Here is a 19260-nt window from a genome sequence, read left to right on the forward strand (position 1 = left end):
TTTTAGATTTTTGAAAAAAGTATTTTTCAAGATTTTAGTATTCTGTTTTGTCTTCTTTTTTAGACCATTCTTGAAATGGTTTTAACGCAATATCTCGTGCTAATTGTTCAAAAGGAATACTTCTTTTTTCATAAGGTAATGGGATTTCTTTATATATAAACTCATCATCAAAACCAATATTTGCAGCATCTACTTGATTACTTCCGTAGTATACTTTGTCAGGTCTAGCCCAGTAAATAGCGCCTAAACACATTGGGCAAGGCTCGCATGAAGTGTAGATTTCACAACCTTCTAATTGAAAAGAATCTAAGTTTTTACAAGCATCTCTAATAGCTGTAACTTCTGCATGAGCAGTGGGATCATTAGTAGAGGTGACCTTATTGTTTCCTCTTCCAATTATTTTTCCGTCTTTTACAATGACACATCCAAAAGGTCCTCCTTCGTTATTATTCATTCCTTTTAAAGCCGCATTAACAGCTTCCATCATGAATTTGTCTTTATTATCCATAGTTTTTAATTTTAAATATTAATGTTTAAACAAGTTGTGTTGCTTGTAATACAATACATTTAGGTATTAAAACCAAAAAACCCGAACATCAGTTCGGGTTTTTAGTGGTGGTGCCTCCAGGAATCGAACCAGGGACACAAGGATTTTCAGTCCTTTGCTCTACCAACTGAGCTAAGGCACCAGTAGCAATAAATTGCGAGTGCAAATATAGTTTCTATTTTAGAAGTACCAAAAGAAAAACGAAAAAAAATTAAAATTTTTTTCGTTTTTTTTCAAATCAAAGTGTATTGCTCTGTTTTTCAATATTATAAAATTATTAAGACTTTTATTACAATGGTTTTGTAGTTTTACCGTTTTAAAAATAATATGAATTTAATTGTAGATGTAGGCAATACTAGAATAAAGCTTGCTGTTTTTGATGAAAATAGTTTGCTAGAAATTAGAGTTGCTGATGACTTGTCTGTTTTGGAGACGTTAATGCAACTTAAGTTAGACTATCCTAAACTTAAGCTAGCTATTGTGTCTTCGGTTGGTTGTTTAAACGATAAGGTATTGCAATATTTAAACTTAGAGTTTGTATTGACTATATTGGATAACAATACAAATGTCCCATTTACAAATTTGTACGCTACACCCAAAACCTTGGGTATAGATAGGATTGCATTAGTTTGCGCATCAGTACAACAATTTTCCGATAAAAATGTTTTAATAATTGATGCAGGTACATGTATTACTTATGATTTTATAAATACCGAAAACGAATATTTAGGAGGAGCTATTTCTCCTGGTATTAGAATGCGTTATAAAGCGTTACATAATCAAACCGCAAATTTACCTTTGTTAGATACAGAAATGCCAAATCAAATTATTGGTAATTCTACAACAGGATCAATAAATAGCGGAATTATTTATGGTGTTTTGAATGAAATAGATGGAATTATTTATCAATATAGCGCATTATATTTAGATTTAACAATTATTTTAACAGGAGGAGATGCTAAATTTTTGTCAAAGCAATTAAAAAGTAGCATATTTGCCAACTCAAATTTCCTGTTAGAGGGTTTGAATTATATATTACAACATAACACAGTCGAATGATTAAAAAACTTGTATTAGTTTTTATTGCATTATTTGCAATTCAAAGTTACGCTCAAAATGGAACATCTTCACCATATTCTTTTTATGGTATAGGTAGTTTAAATTTTAAAGGTTCTGTAGAGAATCGAAGCATGGGAGGATTAGGTGTATACAAGGATAGTATTCATATTAATTTCCAAAATCCAGCCACTTATGCAGGTAATAATTTAGCATCTTTTAAAAACGAATCTAGACCCATTAAATTTGCTGTAGCTGGAAGTGCAACTTCAACAAAACTTAAAACAGATACTTCTAGTGATAATTCTAAAAGTGCAAACTTTGATTATTTAGCATTGTCTATTCCAGTTGGTAAATTTGGTTTTGGTTTTGGACTTCAACCTTACTCAGCAGTTGGATACAAGTTAGAAACTAGAAATGATTCTGATAATTTGGAAAATAGATATGAAGGTGAAGGAGGTCTTAACAAAGTGTTTCTAAGTTTAGGATATCAGATTGATCAATCATTAAGTTTTGGTTTACAAGCAGATTATAATTTTGGTAACATTCAAAATAATACTGTAGATATTGGATATAATGAAGATGGTATTCCGCTTCAATATCAAACTAAAGAATATAATAGGTCTGATTTAAGTGGTCTTAATTTTAATTTTGGATTACATTATCAAAAGATGATAACAGACAAATTAGAGTTGCAAGCTTCTGCTACTTATACACCAAAAACAGAGTTGACTTCCAAAAACGAACGTACTTTTTCTACTATTTATGTAGGTGAAACGTCTGATACAGATGTAACTTTATATGAGCTTGATGCAAACCTTGAAGACGCTAACTTAAAAGAAACAAATTTAACTTTACCATCAAAATTTAGTATTGGAGCTGGTCTTGGGCAACCAAGAAAATGGTTTGCCGGAATTGAGTATACAACACAAAACACAAGTGAATTCTACAATCCATTGTACGATAATGTTGGAGCAACCTTTGAAGATGCTTCAAAATTATCAATTGGAGGGTTTTTTATTCCTGAATATAATTCATTTTCAAAATACTGGAAAAGAATGACTTACAGGGCTGGTTTGCGTTTTGAAAACACTGGTTTAAATATTAACAATGAAAGTATTAAAGAGTTTGGCATGTCTTTTGGAGTAGGTGTACCAGTCGGAAACGTTTTTTCTAATGCTAACGTAGGTTTAGAGTTTGGTCAAAAAGGAACTTTAAATGCTAACCTAGTCAAAGAAAATTTTGTTAGCTTCCAGATTAGTTTATCACTCAACGATAGATGGTTTATTAAAAAGAAATATAATTAACAGCATAAAATTTAAGACTATGAGAACTAAAATTACATTATTAATAGCTTTGATGTTTGGGCTTAATTTTGGATTTGCACAAAATACAGAAGAGTGCATGACCAAATTGTCTTTAATGTCTGAAGCAGCCAAAGCTAAAAATTATGAGGCAGCTTACCAACCATTTATGGACTTAAGAAAAGAATGTCCTAAATACAATAAAGCAATTTATGTATATGGTGAAAAAATATTAAATCATTATATAGATAAAGCTTCAGATACAGATAAATTAGCTTACGTTAAAGATTTATTATCAATGTATGATGAAAGACTTGTGCATTTTGAAAGCCAAACTAAGGTTGGAGATATGGTGTCTGACAAAGCGCAATTAATGTATAAGTATAAAACTGAATTAGGTTTATCTAATGAAGACGTGTACAATACTTTTGATAAAGCTTACAAAACAGATTTAAAAACATTTAAAAACCCTAAAGCATTATATACTTACTTCTCACTAATGGTTGATTTATTTGATGCAGGTAAGAAAACTGATCAAGAGTTATTTGACAAGTATGATGATGTAGTGGATAAAATTGAAACTGAAGTAAAAATTAGTTCTGAAGGTTTAAACAAGCTTATTGCTAAAGAGGAGGCTGGAACAGCTTTAACAAAAAAAGACAAGCAATACAAAAAGTATTACGAAAGCTCATTAAAAGTTTTTGATCAAATAGTAGGTAGTGTAGATTCTAAATTAGGAGACAGAGCTAACTGTCAAAACTTAATTCCTTTATACCAAAAGGATTATGAAGCTAACAAAAATAATACAGTTTGGTTACAACGTGCAATGAACAAGCTTTACGAAAAAGGATGTAAAACTGATCCTATGTTTGTTAAAATATTAAATCAAAAGAATACTATCGAGCCTAACGCAGATACAGCGTATTATTTATATATAAATACAGGAGAGCAAAGATATTTAGATCAAACTATGCAATTAGAGACAGATCCTATCAAAAAGGCTAAATTGACTAAGAAAATTGGATTAGATTTTTATAAAAGCGGAAGCTATGGTAAGGCTAGACAATATTTTCAACAAGCCTTATCTTTAAACCCATCAGATAAGAAGCCTCATGAGTATATCTCAAGATCTTATGCTGCAAGTGCTAATAGCTGTGGTGATACAAACTTTAATAAACGTGCTGTATTCTGGTTAGCTGTAACCGAAGCTAGAAAAGCTGGTAACACTGCATTAGCAAATAGTTACCAAGCTAAAGCTCCAACTAAATCTGAGATATTTTCTGCAGGTAATGCAGGACAAACAATCAAGATTGGATGTTGGATTGGAAGAAGTGTAACAGTGCCAAGTCTATAATGCAAAAGCATAACTTACATATTATTAAAAACTCAGTCATAGCATTTGCTATGACTTTGTTTTTTGCGTGTAAAAGCAATTTAAAGGACGTTAAAAAGATGAGTATGTCTGCTAATGAGCCTGTGGGTGTGTCTGATAGTATTAATGTCAAACGTACTGATTCAGGTAGACTTGCTGCTAATTTGGTTAGTCCAAAAATGGTTGATTATAGTAATAGGATGTTTCCTTATTCAGAGTTTCCTGATGGTATTGTTTTGTATTTGTATGATGCAAAAAATGCAAAGACGACTATAATTTCAGACTATGCTATTATTTACAATAACACTAATTTAATAGATTTACAAGGTAATGTTGTTGCTGCAACACCAACCAAGGATACACTGTATGCGGATCAACTGTATTATGACCAAAGTAAAGAATGGTTGTTTACTAATAAACCTGCGACGTACAGATCAAAGGGATACGTTACTAGTGGTAATGGTTTTGATTCTGATAAAAATTTCACAAAAGCCGAAATTTTAGGAGTTACAGGTCAATTTGCTGTCCAAGAATAACTGCTGCTTTAAAGTCTAAGCTTTACCATTTTTAGTATATTTACTTAAACTTATTAATTTATAAATGAAAGTTTTTAAAATTTTTCAATACGCTTATTTAGTTTTTGCTGTTTTATTTTTATACGATGCTTTTGCTAGTTGGGGAGAATCTAGAGCTTACATGTCTTTGTTGTTAGGACTAACAGCTATTTTTATGTTCTTTTTTAAACAAAAATTTAATAAAAAGTTCGATAATAAAAATCGTAAATAAATGGTGTCATCAGTGATTATCATTGTCGTATGTTTATTTCTTTCCGCTTTTTTTCTGGAATGGAAATAGCTTACGTGTCTTCCAATAAAATTCATATTGAAATAGAAAAAAACAGGAAGGATTTTTAGCTGAAATTTTATCCAAAATTACAGCTAAACCCTCTAAATTTATTGCTACAATGCTAATTGGAAATAATATAGCATTAGTAATTTATGGTTTTTTTATGGGAGACTTATTAATGGATTGGTTTCAGAGTTTTTTACCGACCACTAATGCTTTATTAACCTATGTTTTTACCGATTTTAGTTTGTTGACACAAACAATACTATCAACGTTACTAATTTTATTTACTGCCGAATTTTTACCTAAGGTATTCTTTCAAATATATTCAAACACCTTATTAAAGGTTTTGGCTTTTCCTGCTTATCTTTTTTATTTGTTATTCAGTTGGGTTTCAGATTTTGTAATCTGGATTAGTGATGTTGTGTTAAAAAAATTCTTCAAAACTGAAGGTGATCAAGTACAACTAGCTTTTACTAAAGTAGAATTAGGTCACTACATAAGTGAGCAAATGGAAAGTATTGAAGAAGATGAAGATATCGATTCTGAAATACAAATTTTTCAAAATGCATTAGAGTTTTCAGAAGTTAAAGCAAGAGAAGTTATGGTGCCTCGAACCGAAATTATTGCTTTAGAACTTCAAGATTCAGTGCAAGAATTAAGTGCATTATTTACCGAAACGGGATGTTCTAAAATAGTAATATACAAAGAAACGATAGATGATATTCTAGGTTACGCACATTCTTTTGATTTGTTCAAAAAACCAAAAAATATAGGTTCTATGATTATGCCTGTAGAACTGGTTCCAGAAACGATGTTAATTAAGGATATACTTAATGTTTTAATTAAAAAACGCAAGAGCATAGCTGTTGTTGTAGATGAATATGGTGGGACGTCTGGTATAATGACGGTTGAGGATATAGTAGAAGAGTTATTTGGCGAAATTGAAGATGAACACGATACTATTGATTTAATTGAAGAACAAAAAAGTGAGACTAAATTTGTGTTTTCAGCAAGATTAGAGGTTGATTATATCAACGAAACTTATAAGCTTAATTTACCTGAAGGAGAAAACTACGAAACTTTAGGAGGTCTTATTGTGGACCACACAGAACAAATTCCTTTGCAAAGCGAAATTGTAGAGACTGATAAATTTGAATTTAAAATTTTAGAAGCCTCAAATACTAAAATCGAGCTGGTTGAACTTAATATCAAACCTGAAGACTAAGGTTACTCTTCAATTTTCTTTCATTTTTACTCAAGTCTATCTATTTAAACTATTTATTGTAAAAAGTACTTTTATTATTGAATTGTAAATGGTATTTTCGCAGACATTATTTCATAAAATTCATAACAAAAAATGGCAATTTTAAATAAAATTAGACAAAAAACAGTTGTATTAATATTAGTTATTGCATTAGCATTATTCGCTTTTATTTTATCAAGCTTACTTGATAATAAAGATGCATTGTTTTCTAAGTCACCAGATGTTGTAGCTACAATTAATGGTCAAGACATTTCTAGAGCAGAGTTTTCTAATCTTGTTGAGTTTCAACAAAGACAAATGGGACCAAACGCAACTACTAGTCAAGTTATGAATAGCGTTTTTGAAACTAAAGTAAGAGAAATTGTTATGAATGATCAAATCGATAAGTTAGGAATGACTGTCGAGTCTGAGCAAATGAGAGATCTTATTAAAACAAACTACGCTACAGATCCTACTTTTGTAAATGAAGCTGGTATTTTTGACGAGTCTAAAGTAAAGTTATTTATAGATAACTTGAAAAACTCTTCAAATGAAGCCTACCAAAACTGGATTAACACAGAGCAAGCTTTAGCAACAAACGCTTTACAGGCTAACTATTTTAACATGGTTAAAGCTGGTACAACAGCAACTTTAGCTGAAGGTCAATTAGAACACAAATTAGAAGGTGATAAAGTAGATATTAAATATGTACAAGTACCTTACACATCTATTGCAGATAGCACAATTAAAGTAAGTACTTCAGAAATTAAGTCTTACATTAGTGAAAACCCAAAATTATACCAAGCAGAAGCTAGTAGAAGTTTTCAATATGTGTTTTTTAAAGAAGTTGCGTCTTTAGAGGATGAGCAAACGATACAAACTGAATTAAAAGATTTACTTAACGATTCCGAAGTTTATAACGAAGCGACTAAAGCAACAGATAAAAAAGTTGGATTTTTAAAGGCTACAGATATTGAAGCTTTTGTAAATAGTAATTCAGACGATTTTAAATATGTTGATAAATATCAATATAAAACTAGCTTACCAACTGCAATTGCAGATACTATTTTTAAATTAGAAGCAGGTCAAGTGTATGGTCCTTACAAAGAAGGTAACTATTACAAAATGACTAAAGTTTTAGATTATAAAAAATTAGCAGATTCAATAGAGTCTAGCCATATTATAGTTCCTTTTGTTGGAACAACAAGAGCAGGAGCTGATGTAACAAGAACTAAAGAAGAAGCTAAAGCAATTGTAGATAGTATCTTCCCATTAGTAAAAAACAGTACTTCTAAATTTGCAGAAATTGCTAACGAAATTAATACAGACGGAACTAAAGGTAAAGACGGAAGCATAGGATGGACTAGATTGTCAACTTACAATCCAGCAGCTTTTGATCCTGATTTTGCTAACTTCTTATTCTTTAATGAAAAAGGAAGCATTGATGTTGTATTAACTAACTTTGGTTACCATATTATTAGAGTAGATGATAAGAAAAATGAAGATACAGCTATCAAAATAGCAACTATTGCTAGAAAAGTAGCACCATCATCAAAAACTGAAGACAAAATATTTACAGATGCTTCAAACTTTGAATTAGCAATTGCTAACGGTAATTTTGCTGAGGCTGCTAAAGCTGCAAATTATGATGTGCGTCCAATGACAGCTAATGAGTTAGACGAAAGTATTCCTGGTTTAGGTAATCAACGTCAAATTGTTCGTTGGTCTTTTGAAGATGCTACAAGCATAGGTGACTACAAGCGTTTTGATAATGTACCTGGTGGAATTGTTATTGCACAATTAACAGCAAAACAAGATAAAGGTGTAATGAGTGTTGAAGATGCTTCTGTTACAGCATTACCAGCAGTTAGAAAAGAGAAAAAAGCTAAATTAATAATGGACAGGGTTAATGCAACGTCATTAGATGCGTTTGCTGCTGCAGAAAACCAAACGGTTAAATCTGCATCTGCTATTAATATGAAAAACCCAACAATTGCTGGAGCAGGAAAAGAGCCATTAGTAGTTGGAACTGCTTTTGGTTTAAAAGAAGGTGCTACATCTAAAATTGTTAAAGGAAACACTGGAATATTTATGGTTCAGGTAACTAAAAAGACACCTGCTACTAAAATTGAAAACTACTTACCATTTGCTAAGCAAGTAAGTACTCAAAAATTAAGTTCTGTACAAAGTAGATTGTACAATGCGTTAAAAGAATCTTCAGAAATTGAAGACTTTAGAGCAAAAACAGTACAATAAACAATATAAGTTTATAACTAAAAAAAGCCTTTTCAATTATTGAAAAGGCTTTTTTATGTTTATATATTAATTGTATCTACAATACCATATCATCATATTTTAAAATAGTAGTATAGCCTTTAGCTTTAAAATAATCTCTTGGGTTAGTTGTACTAGTAGCTAAAATAAAATCTCCTCCCCAAGCTCCAAGACTTTTTATACTTCCGTTAAAATCCTTAAAAAGAGTGTTTTTAACAGTGTTTTGATTTGTTATGTTAGCTATTACAGCTTCGTGTTCATCAATTAAACAATTAAATTCTTTTAATGACTTACAATTTAAAGTTGAAGCAGTGATGTGATTAACTTGCTTAATAGTTTCTGTCAGATTAGTTCTATTAGCTTTATAATGTGCAATTCCTTCTCGACTGTTTTGTTTTTTATTTAAATGAACAAAATACAGTTGATCAGAAAATGAAGGTTTAAAACCTACCAATTGTGCAGTTGGTTTAGAGTTTTTAATTTGATATATAATTGCCGAATCGTGTTTAGCACAAGCGATGTCATAACCACTTCCACCAAAAGAGAGTTTTAGCAAATTGTAAGCATCCACTTTAGCCCATTGTGCAATATTGTTTATTAAAGTCGATGAAGTACCTAATCCCCAATTTTTTGGAAATTCTAAACTAGTCGTAATTTTATAACCTTTATTATTATTATTTAAAAAATCAGGGTTTAGCTGCTTGGCAGCATTAAGTATTTGATATAATCTGTTTAAAATTTCATCATTTGATTGAAGTGGATTGTTAAGTTTTTCTATTAAAAATGAAGTCTCAAACCAAGTGTTGTTATCATTATCAATACTAGTCCAAATTATTTTAGGTTCAGTAATCGTTTCAACAGTTAATGATTGTCCAAATACTGTTGGTACAGCCAAAGCTTTTGCGCCATCTAATACCACATATTCTGCTGTCAATAATAATTTTCCGTGACTATAAAATGTTTGCATTATTGTCTAATGTTTTCAATAGCTTCAACAACAGCACTATGAGTTACAATATTGGTTTTAAAATGCTCAATAATTTCAGTTTTCTCATTTTCTGTAGCATTAAACTGATTTAAGATGTTCATTAAATGCATTTTCATGTGTCCTTCTTGAATACCTGTTGTCGTTAAGCTACGTAAAGCTGCGAAGTTTTGTGCTAAACCAGCAACAGCTACAATTTGCATTAACTGTTTTGCGTTTGGTTGATCCAATATTTGTAATGCTAATTTAACTAAAGGATGTAAACTAGTTAAACCACCAACAGTCCCTAAGGCTAGCGGTATTTCCATCCAAAAGGTAAAAATGCCATTTTCTATTTTAGCATGTGTTAAACTACTGTATTGACCATCTTTTGCAGCATAAGCATGTATACCAGCTTCTACAGCTCTAAAATCGTTCCCTGTAGCTAATACAACAGCGTCAATTCCGTTCATGATACCTTTATTGTGTGTAACTGCTCTGTATGGCTCGATTTCGGCTATTTTAACAGCTTGTACAAAATTTTCAGCAAAGGTGTTAGGATCTATGTCTTTTTCGGCCAAATCTTCCACGTTACAACTTACTTCAGCTCTTACCAAACATTCCGGAACATAATTAGATAAAATGCTCATAATTACTGTTACAGGCATAGGCAGCGTGGCTTCAGCTTCAGCTTTAAAAGTTTTAGCAAATTGCTCTAAACATGAGTTAATAAAATTGGCTCCCATTGCATCCAGAGTTTCAAATGTGGCATGCAGTTGGTAGTAATTATCTAAAGCTTTGGTCTTGTTTTTTAATTGAATATCCAATATCCCACCACCACGTTTTTCCATGTTTTTTGTAATGGGTTTAGCATCTTGAATTAATTTGGGTTTAATGGTTCTAAAGAAGTCTTCTAAGTCTGAAAAAGCTCCAGGATAAGTAAAATGGACTTGTCCAATTTTATTTGTTGCTATAACCTTAGTTTTAAATCCACCACGTGTTTGCCAAAATTTTGCAGCTTTACTGGCTGCTGCAACTACTGAGCTTTCTTCAATAGTCATCGGAATAGTATAAATTTTGTCGTTTATAACAAAATTTGGTGCTACACCTAGTGGTAGGTAGTAATTAGATACTGTGTTTTCTATAAACTCGTCATGTAATTGTTGTAGTTTTTGGTCGCTATTCCAATACTGTGTTAGGATGTCTTTAGCATTTTTTTGATCAGATAAGTGGTTTTTTATTAACCAATCAATTTTTTCGGTTTTAGATAATTTAGAAAATCCAGAAACTAGTACACTCATACATTTTAATTTAAACGACAAAGATACTATATACTGTTTCAATTTTTGCTAAACGTTATAATATTGCGCATTTATGTGTTAATATTTACTGTTTTTTGGCTATTTTTTAGTAAACTTGACATCCTGTTATTAATAAAATAATATTACATGAAGATTTTAAGAATTCTTTCTCTATTATGCTTTTTAGCAACCTCCTTTTTAACTGCTCAAAATAAGCAAATTACACTTGAAGAAATATGGTCTGGTACCTTTAGAACTGAAGGTTTAGATGCTTTACACTCAATGAATAATGGTCAGCAATATTCAGTTTTAAATTTTGATAGATCTAAAGGTGCAACAACTATAGATATTTACGATTATAAAACATTGCAAAAAGTTAAGACTTTAGTAAGCTCTACAGATATTGAAGCTTTAAGGTATTTTACAGATTATACTTTTAGTGATGACGAAAGTCAAGTGCTTTTGGCAACCGAAGAAGAGTCTATTTTTAGACACTCTTCTTTAGGTAAATATTTTGTTTACAATACTAAAACCTTAAAAACAACTTTGGTTAGTGAAGACAAAATACAAGAACCAACGTTTTCACCTGACGGAACAAAAATAGCGTTTGGTTTAAACAATAACCTTTATGTAAAAGATTTACAAACAGGAAAAATTACACAGTTTACATTTGATGGTGTAAAAAACAAAATTATTAATGGTATTACTGATTGGGTTTATGAAGAAGAATTTGCTTTTGTACGTGCTTTTGATTGGAATGCTGATAGTAACAAAATAGCGTTTATTAGATTTGACGAAACTGATGTACCTGAGTTTTCAATGGATGTTTATGGTAAAGATTTATACCAAACACAAACTGTTTTTAAATATCCTAAAGCAGGTGAAAAAAATGCTAAAGTATCATTGCATTTATACGATTTAGAGGCTAATAAGTTAACAGAAGTAAAAGTTGATAAATCTTATAACGATTTTTACATACCACGTATTAAATGGACAAACGATGGTGATGTACTAAGTGCACAATACATGAATCGTCATCAAAATCAATTGGATCTATGGATGATAAATGCTAAAAAAAACAAAGCTAATTTGGCTATAGCCGAAACTGATAAAGCTTATGTTGATGTTACTGATAATTTAACCTTTTTAGAAGACGATAGTTTTATTTGGACTAGTGAAAAAGATGGATATAACCATATTTATCATTATGACAGTAAAGGAAAATTAATTAATCAAATTACTAAAGGAAATTGGGAAGTAACTAGCTATTATGGTTATGACGCTAAGTCTGGTAAGATTTTTTATCAATCGGTTGAAAACGGGAGCATTAACAGGGACGTGTATTCTATTAAACTAAATGGGACGCAAAAAACAAGATTGACACAACAGACAGGTACTAATTATGCAGATTTTAGTGCAGATTTTACTTATTTTATAAATACATATTCTAGTGCAACAACTCCTTATTTATACACTTTAAACGATGCTAAATCAGGACAAGTATTAAAATCAATTAAAGACAATGCTAATTTAAAAGCATTAGTTTCAAATTATAAATTATCTGAAAAAGAGTTTTCTACAATTAACATAAACGGAAACGATTTAAATATGTGGATGATCAAACCTGCAAATTTTGATGCGACAAAAAAATATCCATTATTTATGTTCCAGTATTCTGGTCCAGGATCTCAACAAGTCGCTAATAAATGGAATAGTGCTAATGATTATTGGTACCAAATGTTAGCACAAAAGGGTTACATTGTAGCTTGTGTTGATGGAAGAGGAACAGGGTTTAAAGGAGCCGATTTTAAGAAAGTTACTCAAAATGAATTAGGTAAATTTGAGGTAGAAGACCAAATAGCAGCTGCAAAATTATTAGGAGCAAAATCTTATATCGATTCTAGTCGAATGGGAATTTGGGGTTGGTCCTATGGAGGTTTTATGAGTAGTAATGCATTATTTAAAGGGAATGATGTGTTTAAAATGGCTATAGCTGTTGCTCCTGTTACTAGTTGGAGGTTTTACGATTCTATTTATACTGAACGTTACATGACTACTCCACAAGAAAACGCTAGCGGTTACGATGACAATTCGCCAATAAATCATGTAGATAAATTAAAAGGAGACTTTTTATTAATACATGGTACAGGAGACGATAACGTACATGTGCAAAATACAATGCGTATGGTTGAAGCTTTAGTGCAAGCTAACAAGCAATTTGAATGGATGATTTATCCAGATAAAAATCATGGTATTTATGGCGGAAATACAAGATTGCACTTATATACAAAAATGACAAACTTTATTAATCGTACCTTAGGCGATAAACTTTAAACTAAACTAACTAATAGATAAACAATATGGAACTTTCGAATGAAGTTAAAGAAAAAGAATTACTTGGACATCCTTTAGGACTATATGTTCTGTTTTTTGTCGAAATGTGGGAGCGTTTTTCTTATTATGGAATGCGTGCAATTTTAACCCTTTTTCTTGCAGCTCCTGTTTTAGTAGGAGACCCACAATCAGGTTATGGTTGGTCTAATGCCGAAACACTTTCGTTTTATGGTACATATACCATGTTTGTTTATTTGACATCTATACCTGGTGGTTGGATAGCAGATAAATTTATGGGGCAAAAAAATGCTGTAATGCTAGGAGGATTATTACTTTGTGTTGGACATGGTATTTTAGCTGTAGATGCTCAGTGGGCCTTTTTTACTGGATTAATATTTATTGTTATTGGAGTAGGTTTTTTAAAGCCTAATATTTCCACAATGGTTGGAGGGCTTTATAAAAAGGGAGATGATAGAAGAGATAAAGGGTTTTATATTTTTTATATAGGAATAAATTTAGGAGCTTTTTTAGGAGCTTTATTAGTTGGAGCTGTAGCTGCTAAATATGGTTGGCATTATGGTTTTGGATTAGCTGGTATCGGTATGGCACTTGGTCAAGTTGTTTATATGTTTGGAACAAAATATTTAAACGGTGTTGGAGAGTTTTTAGGGAAAGCAGATTCTCCTAATAAAGAATTAATGAAAAAGCCTTTAACAAAAGTTGAAAAAGATAGAATGTTAGTAATGTTTTTATCTTTTTTAATAATAATTGTTTTTTGGGGTGCATTTGAACAAGCAGGTGGTTTGATGAGTTTATATACTGAACAAAAAACAGACAGAATTTTATCTTTTTCTTTACCATTTGTTGGAAATGAAATTCCAGCAGCAGTATTTCAATCAATTAATGCTTTTTTCATTATTGTTTTAGGTACAGCTGTTGGTGGTTTTTGGTATAAATGGGGAAGGAAAGGCAAAGAGTCTTCTTCTTTATTCAAAATGGCAATAGGTGTTATAATCATGGCTTTTGGATTCTTTTTTATGAGTAAGGCATCGACAGAAGTTGTTATGAATGGTGATACTATAGTTGAAAAATCTGCAATGATTTGGTTAGTGTTAGCTTATTTGTTTCATACTGTAGGAGAACTTTGTGCTTCTCCGGTTGCGCTGTCATTTATTACAAAATTAGCACCTTTAAAATATGCTTCTTTTATGATGGGAGCTTATTTTGCAGCTACAGGTTTAGGAAATAAATTAGCAGGTTTAGTTGGTGGATTATCTGAAGGTGCTGGAGAGTTTCAAGTGTTTACAGGTATAGGTGTGTTTTGTACTATTTTTGGAGTATTAATTATATTAATTTTAAAACCACTTAAAAGACTTACTCATGGTGCGGAAGATATAAAAGATACAAAATACGAAGAAGCTGAAGGTTTTGAATTAGCTGAAAACTAAATAAATATAAATGCATAAGCCTCACAAATATTAATTTGTGAGGTTTTCTTTTTTTAACTAACTATAATAAAAAATGAATACAGATATTGAAAATCTATTTAAAGACAAAGTTATAGGTCATCCAGCTGGATTATTTATAATATTTTTTACTGAAATGTGGGAGCGTTTTTCGTTCTACGGAATGCGTATTTTATTAGTCTTGTTTTTAACAGCTCCAATAATAAGTGATAATCCTGGTTGGGAATGGCCAAGAGAGCACGCTTTATCATTAATTGGTACATATGGAGCATTATTATATTTAACACCTATTTTAGGAGGATGGATAGCAGATAAATATACGGGTTACAAATGGGCAGTTATTATTGGTTGTTTTATAATGATGTTAGGACATTTGTCAATGATTTTTGAAACTCCAGCATCATTATATATAGGTTTAGCATTGTTAATTATTGGAACAGGTTTTTTTAAACCCAATATGACATCAATGATTTCTGAAATGTATAAAGGTAAAGAGTCTAAAAAGGATGGAGCATATACTATATATTATATGGGAGTTAATGCAGGAGCTTTTTTTGGAATGATGTTATGTGGTTACCTTGCAGAAAATGAAGGATGGAGTTATGGATTTGGTCTAGCAGGTATATTTATGTTATTAGGCTTAATTCAGTTTTGGTTAGCAAAGGACTTTTTGGGAGTATTGGAGAAAAACCTTCAAAAGTTCATGAAGTTGAATTGCCTCAAAATATTAACGAAGAAAGTGTTGTTTTAGATACAGAAACTAAAGAGGTAGAGAAGCTAAATCCTTTCACTATGTTAGATAAAATATTAATTGTTTTATCTTCAATAGGAGGATTATTGTATTTAATAAATGATCCATTAGAAAAAATTTCAGGGATTAATTTTGTGCCTTTTAATGTAGGTTCATTTAATGGTTCAAATGTTATTATTTTATGCTCTTTAGCAATGTTCTTATTTTTAATCATAACAAGAATATCCAGATATACAAAAATTGTTAGGGATCGTATTATTGCTGTTTCTATTTTTGGTGTTTTTACAGTATTTTTCTTTGCTGCTTTCGAACAATCTTTAGGATCTATGACAATTTTTGCTAGAGATTATACATCTAGAGCACTTGCAGGTAGTTCTGCTATGATTTTTAAAATTGTAGATTTAATATTAACAGTTGGACCCTTGGCTATTATAACTTGGGTTTTATATTTATTATTCCAGAAAACCTACAAAAAAATTGCACTATCTAATATCATCTTAGCATTATCTTTTGTGCTTTTATGGGCAATAGTTATTTATAAAATTAATAATGAATTTAGTAAAGAAGGTACAGAGGTTCCTGCGACTTGGTTTGGTATCCTAAACTCATTTTTTATAATCACATTGGCTCCATTTTTCTCTAAATGGTGGGAAAGCAAATACAACCCTAGTGCTGCGATGAAATTTGGAATTGGATTAGTGCTATTAGGACTAGGTTTTGGTGTTCTTGTTTTTGGTACTTTAGGTATTGATCAAGGTGCTAAAACAGCATCAGTAAGCATGATTTTTTTAATTTTAGCTTATTTATTACATACAATGGGAGAACTATGTATATCTCCAATAGGTTTGTCTTATTTAAGTAAATTAGTTCCAGGACGTATGATTGGATTTATGTTTGGTATATGGTATTTGGCAATAGCTATAGGACAAAAGGCAGCAGGAACAATGGGAGGGATGATTGATAAAATTACTGAAGAGTATTCTTTAAGTACATTTTTCTTAATCTTTACTTTAGTACCAATTGCTATTGGTTTAGTATCTGCAGTTTTAAATCCGTTATTAAAAAAATTAATGCATGGAATTAGATAATTTAACATCATAACTTATAAATTAAAAACGCCTCTTAATTGAGGCGTTTCTTTTTTTGTAAATTTGGAACACTATTTGCGACTACAAAACAAAAACAGTCTAACAATGAAAAACTTACTTTTAGCGCTTGCTTTATTATTTACAATCAATACGATTGCTCAAGATAAAATTAACTGGTTAACTTTAGAAGAAGCTGTAGAGCTTCAAAAAAAGAACCCAAAAAATAATGATGGATGCTTACACTTCATGGTGTGGACCTTGTAAGTTGTTAGATGCACGTACTTTTTCTAATAAAGATGTCATTGCTTATGTAAATAAAAACTTTTATGCTGTTAAGTTTAATGCAGAAGGAGATGAAACTATAGAATTTAAAGGTAAGACTTATACTAATCCTAATTACGATCCAGCTAAGGCTACAAGACGTAATTCTGCGCATCAATTATCAAGAGGTTTAGGTGTTAGAGCTTACCCTACGTTATTGTTTTTTGACGAAGACGCACAATTGATAGCGCCAATTACAGGATATAAAACACCACAGCAACTTGAAATGTATTTAAAAATGTTTGAGTCCAACAAACATTTAGAGATGAAAACTCAAACAGATTTTGATAAATATTATAAAGAGTTTAAAGCCGAGTTTAAGGACAACGCTTAACACTTTTTCACTCTATAATATAAGCTCCCGTTTTGCCAGTATGGTAAAATGGGAGCTTTTGTTTTTTGCAAGTTTTGCTCCATTGTTTAACATACGATTTGTAATTATTTCCATCAGCAATAATCGCTTTGGGTTTTAAATTGTCAATCAAGCGGTTTAAGTTCACTTTAGGTGACTGTGTTAATAATACAAAATCGACTTTTAACCCATTTAAATTATATACACCCAAGCTATCAACTATTAATAGATGCTTATCTTTCAATTTATAGATAGATTTTAAAGCTTGTGATGGTATGGTTTTAATATTGTTTTTGACAGCATAGCTTTTAATTATGCTATTGTTTTCGGCTGACTTTAAATTAGAAAACAATACTAATGTATTATTGTGCTTTTGTCCCAATAGTGTATTTCTACTTTTATGAAATACAATAAGTCTATCTCCTTTTGTACTGTAGTAATTATAAACATAAGTGGCTTGTAGCATTATAACAGATACAAACGTTAGTGTTACCCATTTGTAGCTTTTTAGCTGAAACAATTTGTAAATACATAATATTACAAGATAGCTAATTATAACCTGTGTAATTGTAAAAGGTATGTCGGTTATTAAAAAGCCTTCTTGGTTAGATATCCAGCCAAAAAAATGATTCATCCAATCAATCACAAATCCAAAAGCGTCAGATAGAATACTTTTAGACATACCAAAAAGTGACAAAACAATAACTAATATTCCAAAACCTAAAATAATACCTAAAAATGGAATAACAACAAGGTTTGATAACCAAAATAAACTTGGAAATTGATGAAAATAATATAGACTTACAGGAATAATTCCAAATTGTGCAGCCACTGTGACTGTTAAAGTTTGCCATAATTTTTTACTAAGCAAATATTTTGGAGACCAAAGGCGTTCTAAAATTGGTTGAAAACTAACGATAGCTATAACAGCTGCATAACTTAACTGAAATCCAATATCAAATAAAAAATTGGGTTTGATCAATAATAGAATAAATACTGAAATCGCTAAAGTATTGTAAATGTTTGTTGGACGTTTTAAGTTCATTCCTATAGCAACTACACTAAACATTGTTGTTGCTCTAATTATAGAGGCAGATCCTCCTGCAATTAATGCATAAATCCAAAGTAGAACTAGAATGATACTAGTTTTTATTAGTAATCCCTTTTTTAAGCGTTCTAAGGGTTTAAAAATAAAATTCAGAATTAATAGTATGATTCCAACATGTAATCCTGATACAGCTAATATATGTATAGCTCCTGCATTGGTATAGTTATCATAAACCAATTTAGTTATATGCTGTCTTTGACCTAATAATAAAGCATTAATTATGGATAGTTGGTCTTGGGTGTATTTGTATGGCTTTAATTTAGAATTTACTAGATTTCTAAATTTAGCAGCAAATCCAAATGCGGTTCTGGTTTGATAATCTAATTGTAATAAGTTTTGATGAGTTTCATACAATTGAAAATATACCTGTTGTTTGGCTAAATAGTTTTTGTAGCTAAACTGATCAGGATTTAAAGGAGATTGTAAAGCATTTAGTTTTGTTTTTGAAAAGTATATAGCATCAATTGGTAAAATTGTATTTAAGCTGTCTTTTTTAATGTTTAATAATGCTTTGCCTGTAACTACTGTGTTTTCAATTTGTAAAATATCTACATAATAACGTTGGCTAAATGCATTAGGTTTTAAAAGTTCTCTAATCCTAAAAGTGATGTTTTGTTCAGAAGTAGTTTCACTTAAAACAGAAGAAAAATGAGAACGTTTACGTAAGTCTTCATTTATATTAGTAACTAAAACTCCAATACAAATAAAACTTAATAATGTTGAAATACCGAAAGCAGTAAAAAGGCTATTATTTTTTTTGCAAAGAAAATAAAGCAGTACAGTCAGACTAGTAAATACAATTGAAGTTGTAAGACTAATCAATAGGCTTATGTTTAAATATTTGGAAATAATTATACCGATAATTAAACAAAAAGCAAGCTTAATAATTGAAAAATGAAATATTTTCATTCTTCAATATAAGGATTATTC

The 19260-nt window shown here is 30.6% G+C and carries 14 protein-coding genes, 1 tRNA gene and 2 pseudogenes; 12 read left to right on the top strand and 5 right to left on the bottom strand.

What is annotated here, in order from left to right; all coding sequences use genetic code 11:
• Positions 1–34: 34 nt before the first annotated feature.
• Positions 35–508, bottom strand: coding sequence for a nucleoside deaminase (locus AC0L4B_RS06125; RefSeq protein WP_054852004.1), 474 nt, complete (start codon positions 506–508; stop codon positions 35–37).
• A 105-nt stretch (positions 509–613) separates the two neighbouring features.
• Positions 614–689: transfer RNA gene (locus AC0L4B_RS06130), tRNA-Phe, on the bottom strand.
• Between the two features lie 185 nt (positions 690–874).
• Here AC0L4B_RS06130 and AC0L4B_RS06135 point away from each other — a divergent pair.
• The 7 genes and pseudogenes from AC0L4B_RS06135 to AC0L4B_RS06165 all read left to right on the top strand — a co-directional run bounded on the left by AC0L4B_RS06135 (position 875) and on the right by AC0L4B_RS06165 (position 8627).
• Positions 875–1606: a type III pantothenate kinase gene (locus AC0L4B_RS06135; RefSeq protein ID WP_473438995.1), complete on the top strand. Its 732-nt coding sequence runs from the start codon at positions 875–877 to the stop codon at positions 1604–1606.
• The gene (locus tag AC0L4B_RS06140) at positions 1603–2910 is read left to right on the top strand and encodes a hypothetical protein (RefSeq protein ID WP_473438996.1); all 1308 of its coding nucleotides are present in this window, start codon (positions 1603–1605) and stop codon (positions 2908–2910) included. Before AC0L4B_RS06135 ends, AC0L4B_RS06140 begins: the two co-directional genes overlap by 4 nt.
• Before the next feature lie 19 nt (positions 2911–2929).
• Complete coding sequence (locus AC0L4B_RS06145) at positions 2930–4261, top strand: hypothetical protein (RefSeq protein ID WP_473438997.1); 1332 nt, start codon at positions 2930–2932, stop codon at positions 4259–4261.
• Positions 4261–4815, top strand: coding sequence for an LPS export ABC transporter periplasmic protein LptC (gene lptC / locus AC0L4B_RS06150; protein ID WP_473438998.1), 555 nt, complete (start codon positions 4261–4263; stop codon positions 4813–4815). Before AC0L4B_RS06145 ends, lptC begins: the two co-directional genes overlap by 1 nt.
• 64 nt (positions 4816–4879) lie before the next feature.
• Entirely contained in the window at positions 4880–5065 is a 186-nt protein-coding gene (locus tag AC0L4B_RS06155; protein WP_473438999.1) for a hypothetical protein, read from the top strand.
• Positions 5066–6353 (top strand): annotated as a pseudogene (locus AC0L4B_RS06160) (hemolysin family protein).
• A gap of 132 nt (positions 6354–6485) precedes the next feature.
• Entirely contained in the window at positions 6486–8627 is a 2142-nt protein-coding gene (locus AC0L4B_RS06165) for a SurA N-terminal domain-containing protein (RefSeq protein ID WP_473439000.1), read from the top strand.
• A 76-nt stretch (positions 8628–8703) separates the two neighbouring features.
• Here the strand turns inward: AC0L4B_RS06165 and AC0L4B_RS06170 are convergent, their stop codons facing one another.
• Positions 8704–9612: a GYDIA family GHMP kinase gene (locus AC0L4B_RS06170; RefSeq protein ID WP_473439001.1), complete on the bottom strand. Its 909-nt coding sequence runs from the start codon at positions 9610–9612 to the stop codon at positions 8704–8706.
• Positions 9612–10910 (bottom strand): hydroxymethylglutaryl-CoA reductase, degradative, encoded by a 1299-nt coding sequence (locus tag AC0L4B_RS06175; protein WP_473439002.1) that lies wholly within the window; start codon positions 10908–10910, stop codon positions 9612–9614. Before AC0L4B_RS06175 ends, AC0L4B_RS06170 begins: the two co-directional genes overlap by 1 nt.
• Positions 10911–11057: 147 nt before the next feature.
• On the opposite strand from AC0L4B_RS06175, the gene AC0L4B_RS06180 reads away from it, so the two are divergent.
• The 5 genes and pseudogenes from AC0L4B_RS06180 to AC0L4B_RS06200 all read left to right on the top strand — a co-directional run bounded on the left by AC0L4B_RS06180 (position 11058) and on the right by AC0L4B_RS06200 (position 17204).
• The gene (locus AC0L4B_RS06180; RefSeq protein WP_473439003.1) at positions 11058–13244 is read left to right on the top strand and encodes a S9 family peptidase; all 2187 of its coding nucleotides are present in this window, start codon (positions 11058–11060) and stop codon (positions 13242–13244) included.
• A gap of 26 nt (positions 13245–13270) precedes the next feature.
• Positions 13271–14692: a peptide MFS transporter gene (locus tag AC0L4B_RS06185; protein WP_473439004.1), complete on the top strand. Its 1422-nt coding sequence runs from the start codon at positions 13271–13273 to the stop codon at positions 14690–14692.
• Positions 14693–14765: 73 nt separating this feature from the next.
• Positions 14766–16549: pseudogene (locus AC0L4B_RS06190) on the top strand (peptide MFS transporter).
• Between the two features lie 105 nt (positions 16550–16654).
• The gene (locus AC0L4B_RS06195) at positions 16655–16813 is read left to right on the top strand and encodes a hypothetical protein (protein WP_473439005.1); all 159 of its coding nucleotides are present in this window, start codon (positions 16655–16657) and stop codon (positions 16811–16813) included.
• A complete protein-coding gene (locus AC0L4B_RS06200; RefSeq protein WP_473439006.1) occupies positions 16776–17204 on the top strand; it encodes a thioredoxin family protein in 429 nt (142 codons plus the stop codon). Before AC0L4B_RS06195 ends, AC0L4B_RS06200 begins: the two co-directional genes overlap by 38 nt.
• A 7-nt stretch (positions 17205–17211) precedes the next feature.
• Here the strand turns inward: AC0L4B_RS06200 and AC0L4B_RS06205 are convergent, their stop codons facing one another.
• Positions 17212–19152: a ComEC/Rec2 family competence protein gene (locus AC0L4B_RS06205; RefSeq protein WP_473439007.1), complete on the bottom strand. Its 1941-nt coding sequence runs from the start codon at positions 19150–19152 to the stop codon at positions 17212–17214.
• Between the last annotated feature and the right edge of the window lie 108 nt (positions 19153–19260).

The organism is Olleya sp. NP1-10 (assembly GCF_055804415.1).

Coding starts and splice junctions, on each gene's coding strand:
- lptC (WP_473438998.1), top strand. CDS start 4,261: ATGCAAAAGCATAACTTACATATTATTAAAAACTCAGTCATAGCATTT.
- AC0L4B_RS06175 (WP_473439002.1), bottom strand. CDS start 10,910: ATGAGTGTACTAGTTTCTGGATTTTCTAAATTATCTAAAACCGAAAAA.
- AC0L4B_RS06165 (WP_473439000.1), top strand. CDS start 6,486: ATGGCAATTTTAAATAAAATTAGACAAAAAACAGTTGTATTAATATTA.
- AC0L4B_RS06195 (WP_473439005.1), top strand. CDS start 16,655: ATGAAAAACTTACTTTTAGCGCTTGCTTTATTATTTACAATCAATACG.
- AC0L4B_RS06145 (WP_473438997.1), top strand. CDS start 2,930: ATGAGAACTAAAATTACATTATTAATAGCTTTGATGTTTGGGCTTAAT.
- AC0L4B_RS06135 (WP_473438995.1), top strand. CDS start 875: ATGAATTTAATTGTAGATGTAGGCAATACTAGAATAAAGCTTGCTGTT.
- AC0L4B_RS06155 (WP_473438999.1), top strand. CDS start 4,880: ATGAAAGTTTTTAAAATTTTTCAATACGCTTATTTAGTTTTTGCTGTT.
- AC0L4B_RS06170 (WP_473439001.1), bottom strand. CDS start 9,612: ATGCAAACATTTTATAGTCACGGAAAATTATTATTGACAGCAGAATAT.
- AC0L4B_RS06180 (WP_473439003.1), top strand. CDS start 11,058: ATGAAGATTTTAAGAATTCTTTCTCTATTATGCTTTTTAGCAACCTCC.
- AC0L4B_RS06140 (WP_473438996.1), top strand. CDS start 1,603: ATGATTAAAAAACTTGTATTAGTTTTTATTGCATTATTTGCAATTCAA.
- AC0L4B_RS06125 (WP_054852004.1), bottom strand. CDS start 508: ATGGATAATAAAGACAAATTCATGATGGAAGCTGTTAATGCGGCTTTA.
- AC0L4B_RS06185 (WP_473439004.1), top strand. CDS start 13,271: ATGGAACTTTCGAATGAAGTTAAAGAAAAAGAATTACTTGGACATCCT.
- AC0L4B_RS06200 (WP_473439006.1), top strand. CDS start 16,776: ATGATGGATGCTTACACTTCATGGTGTGGACCTTGTAAGTTGTTAGAT.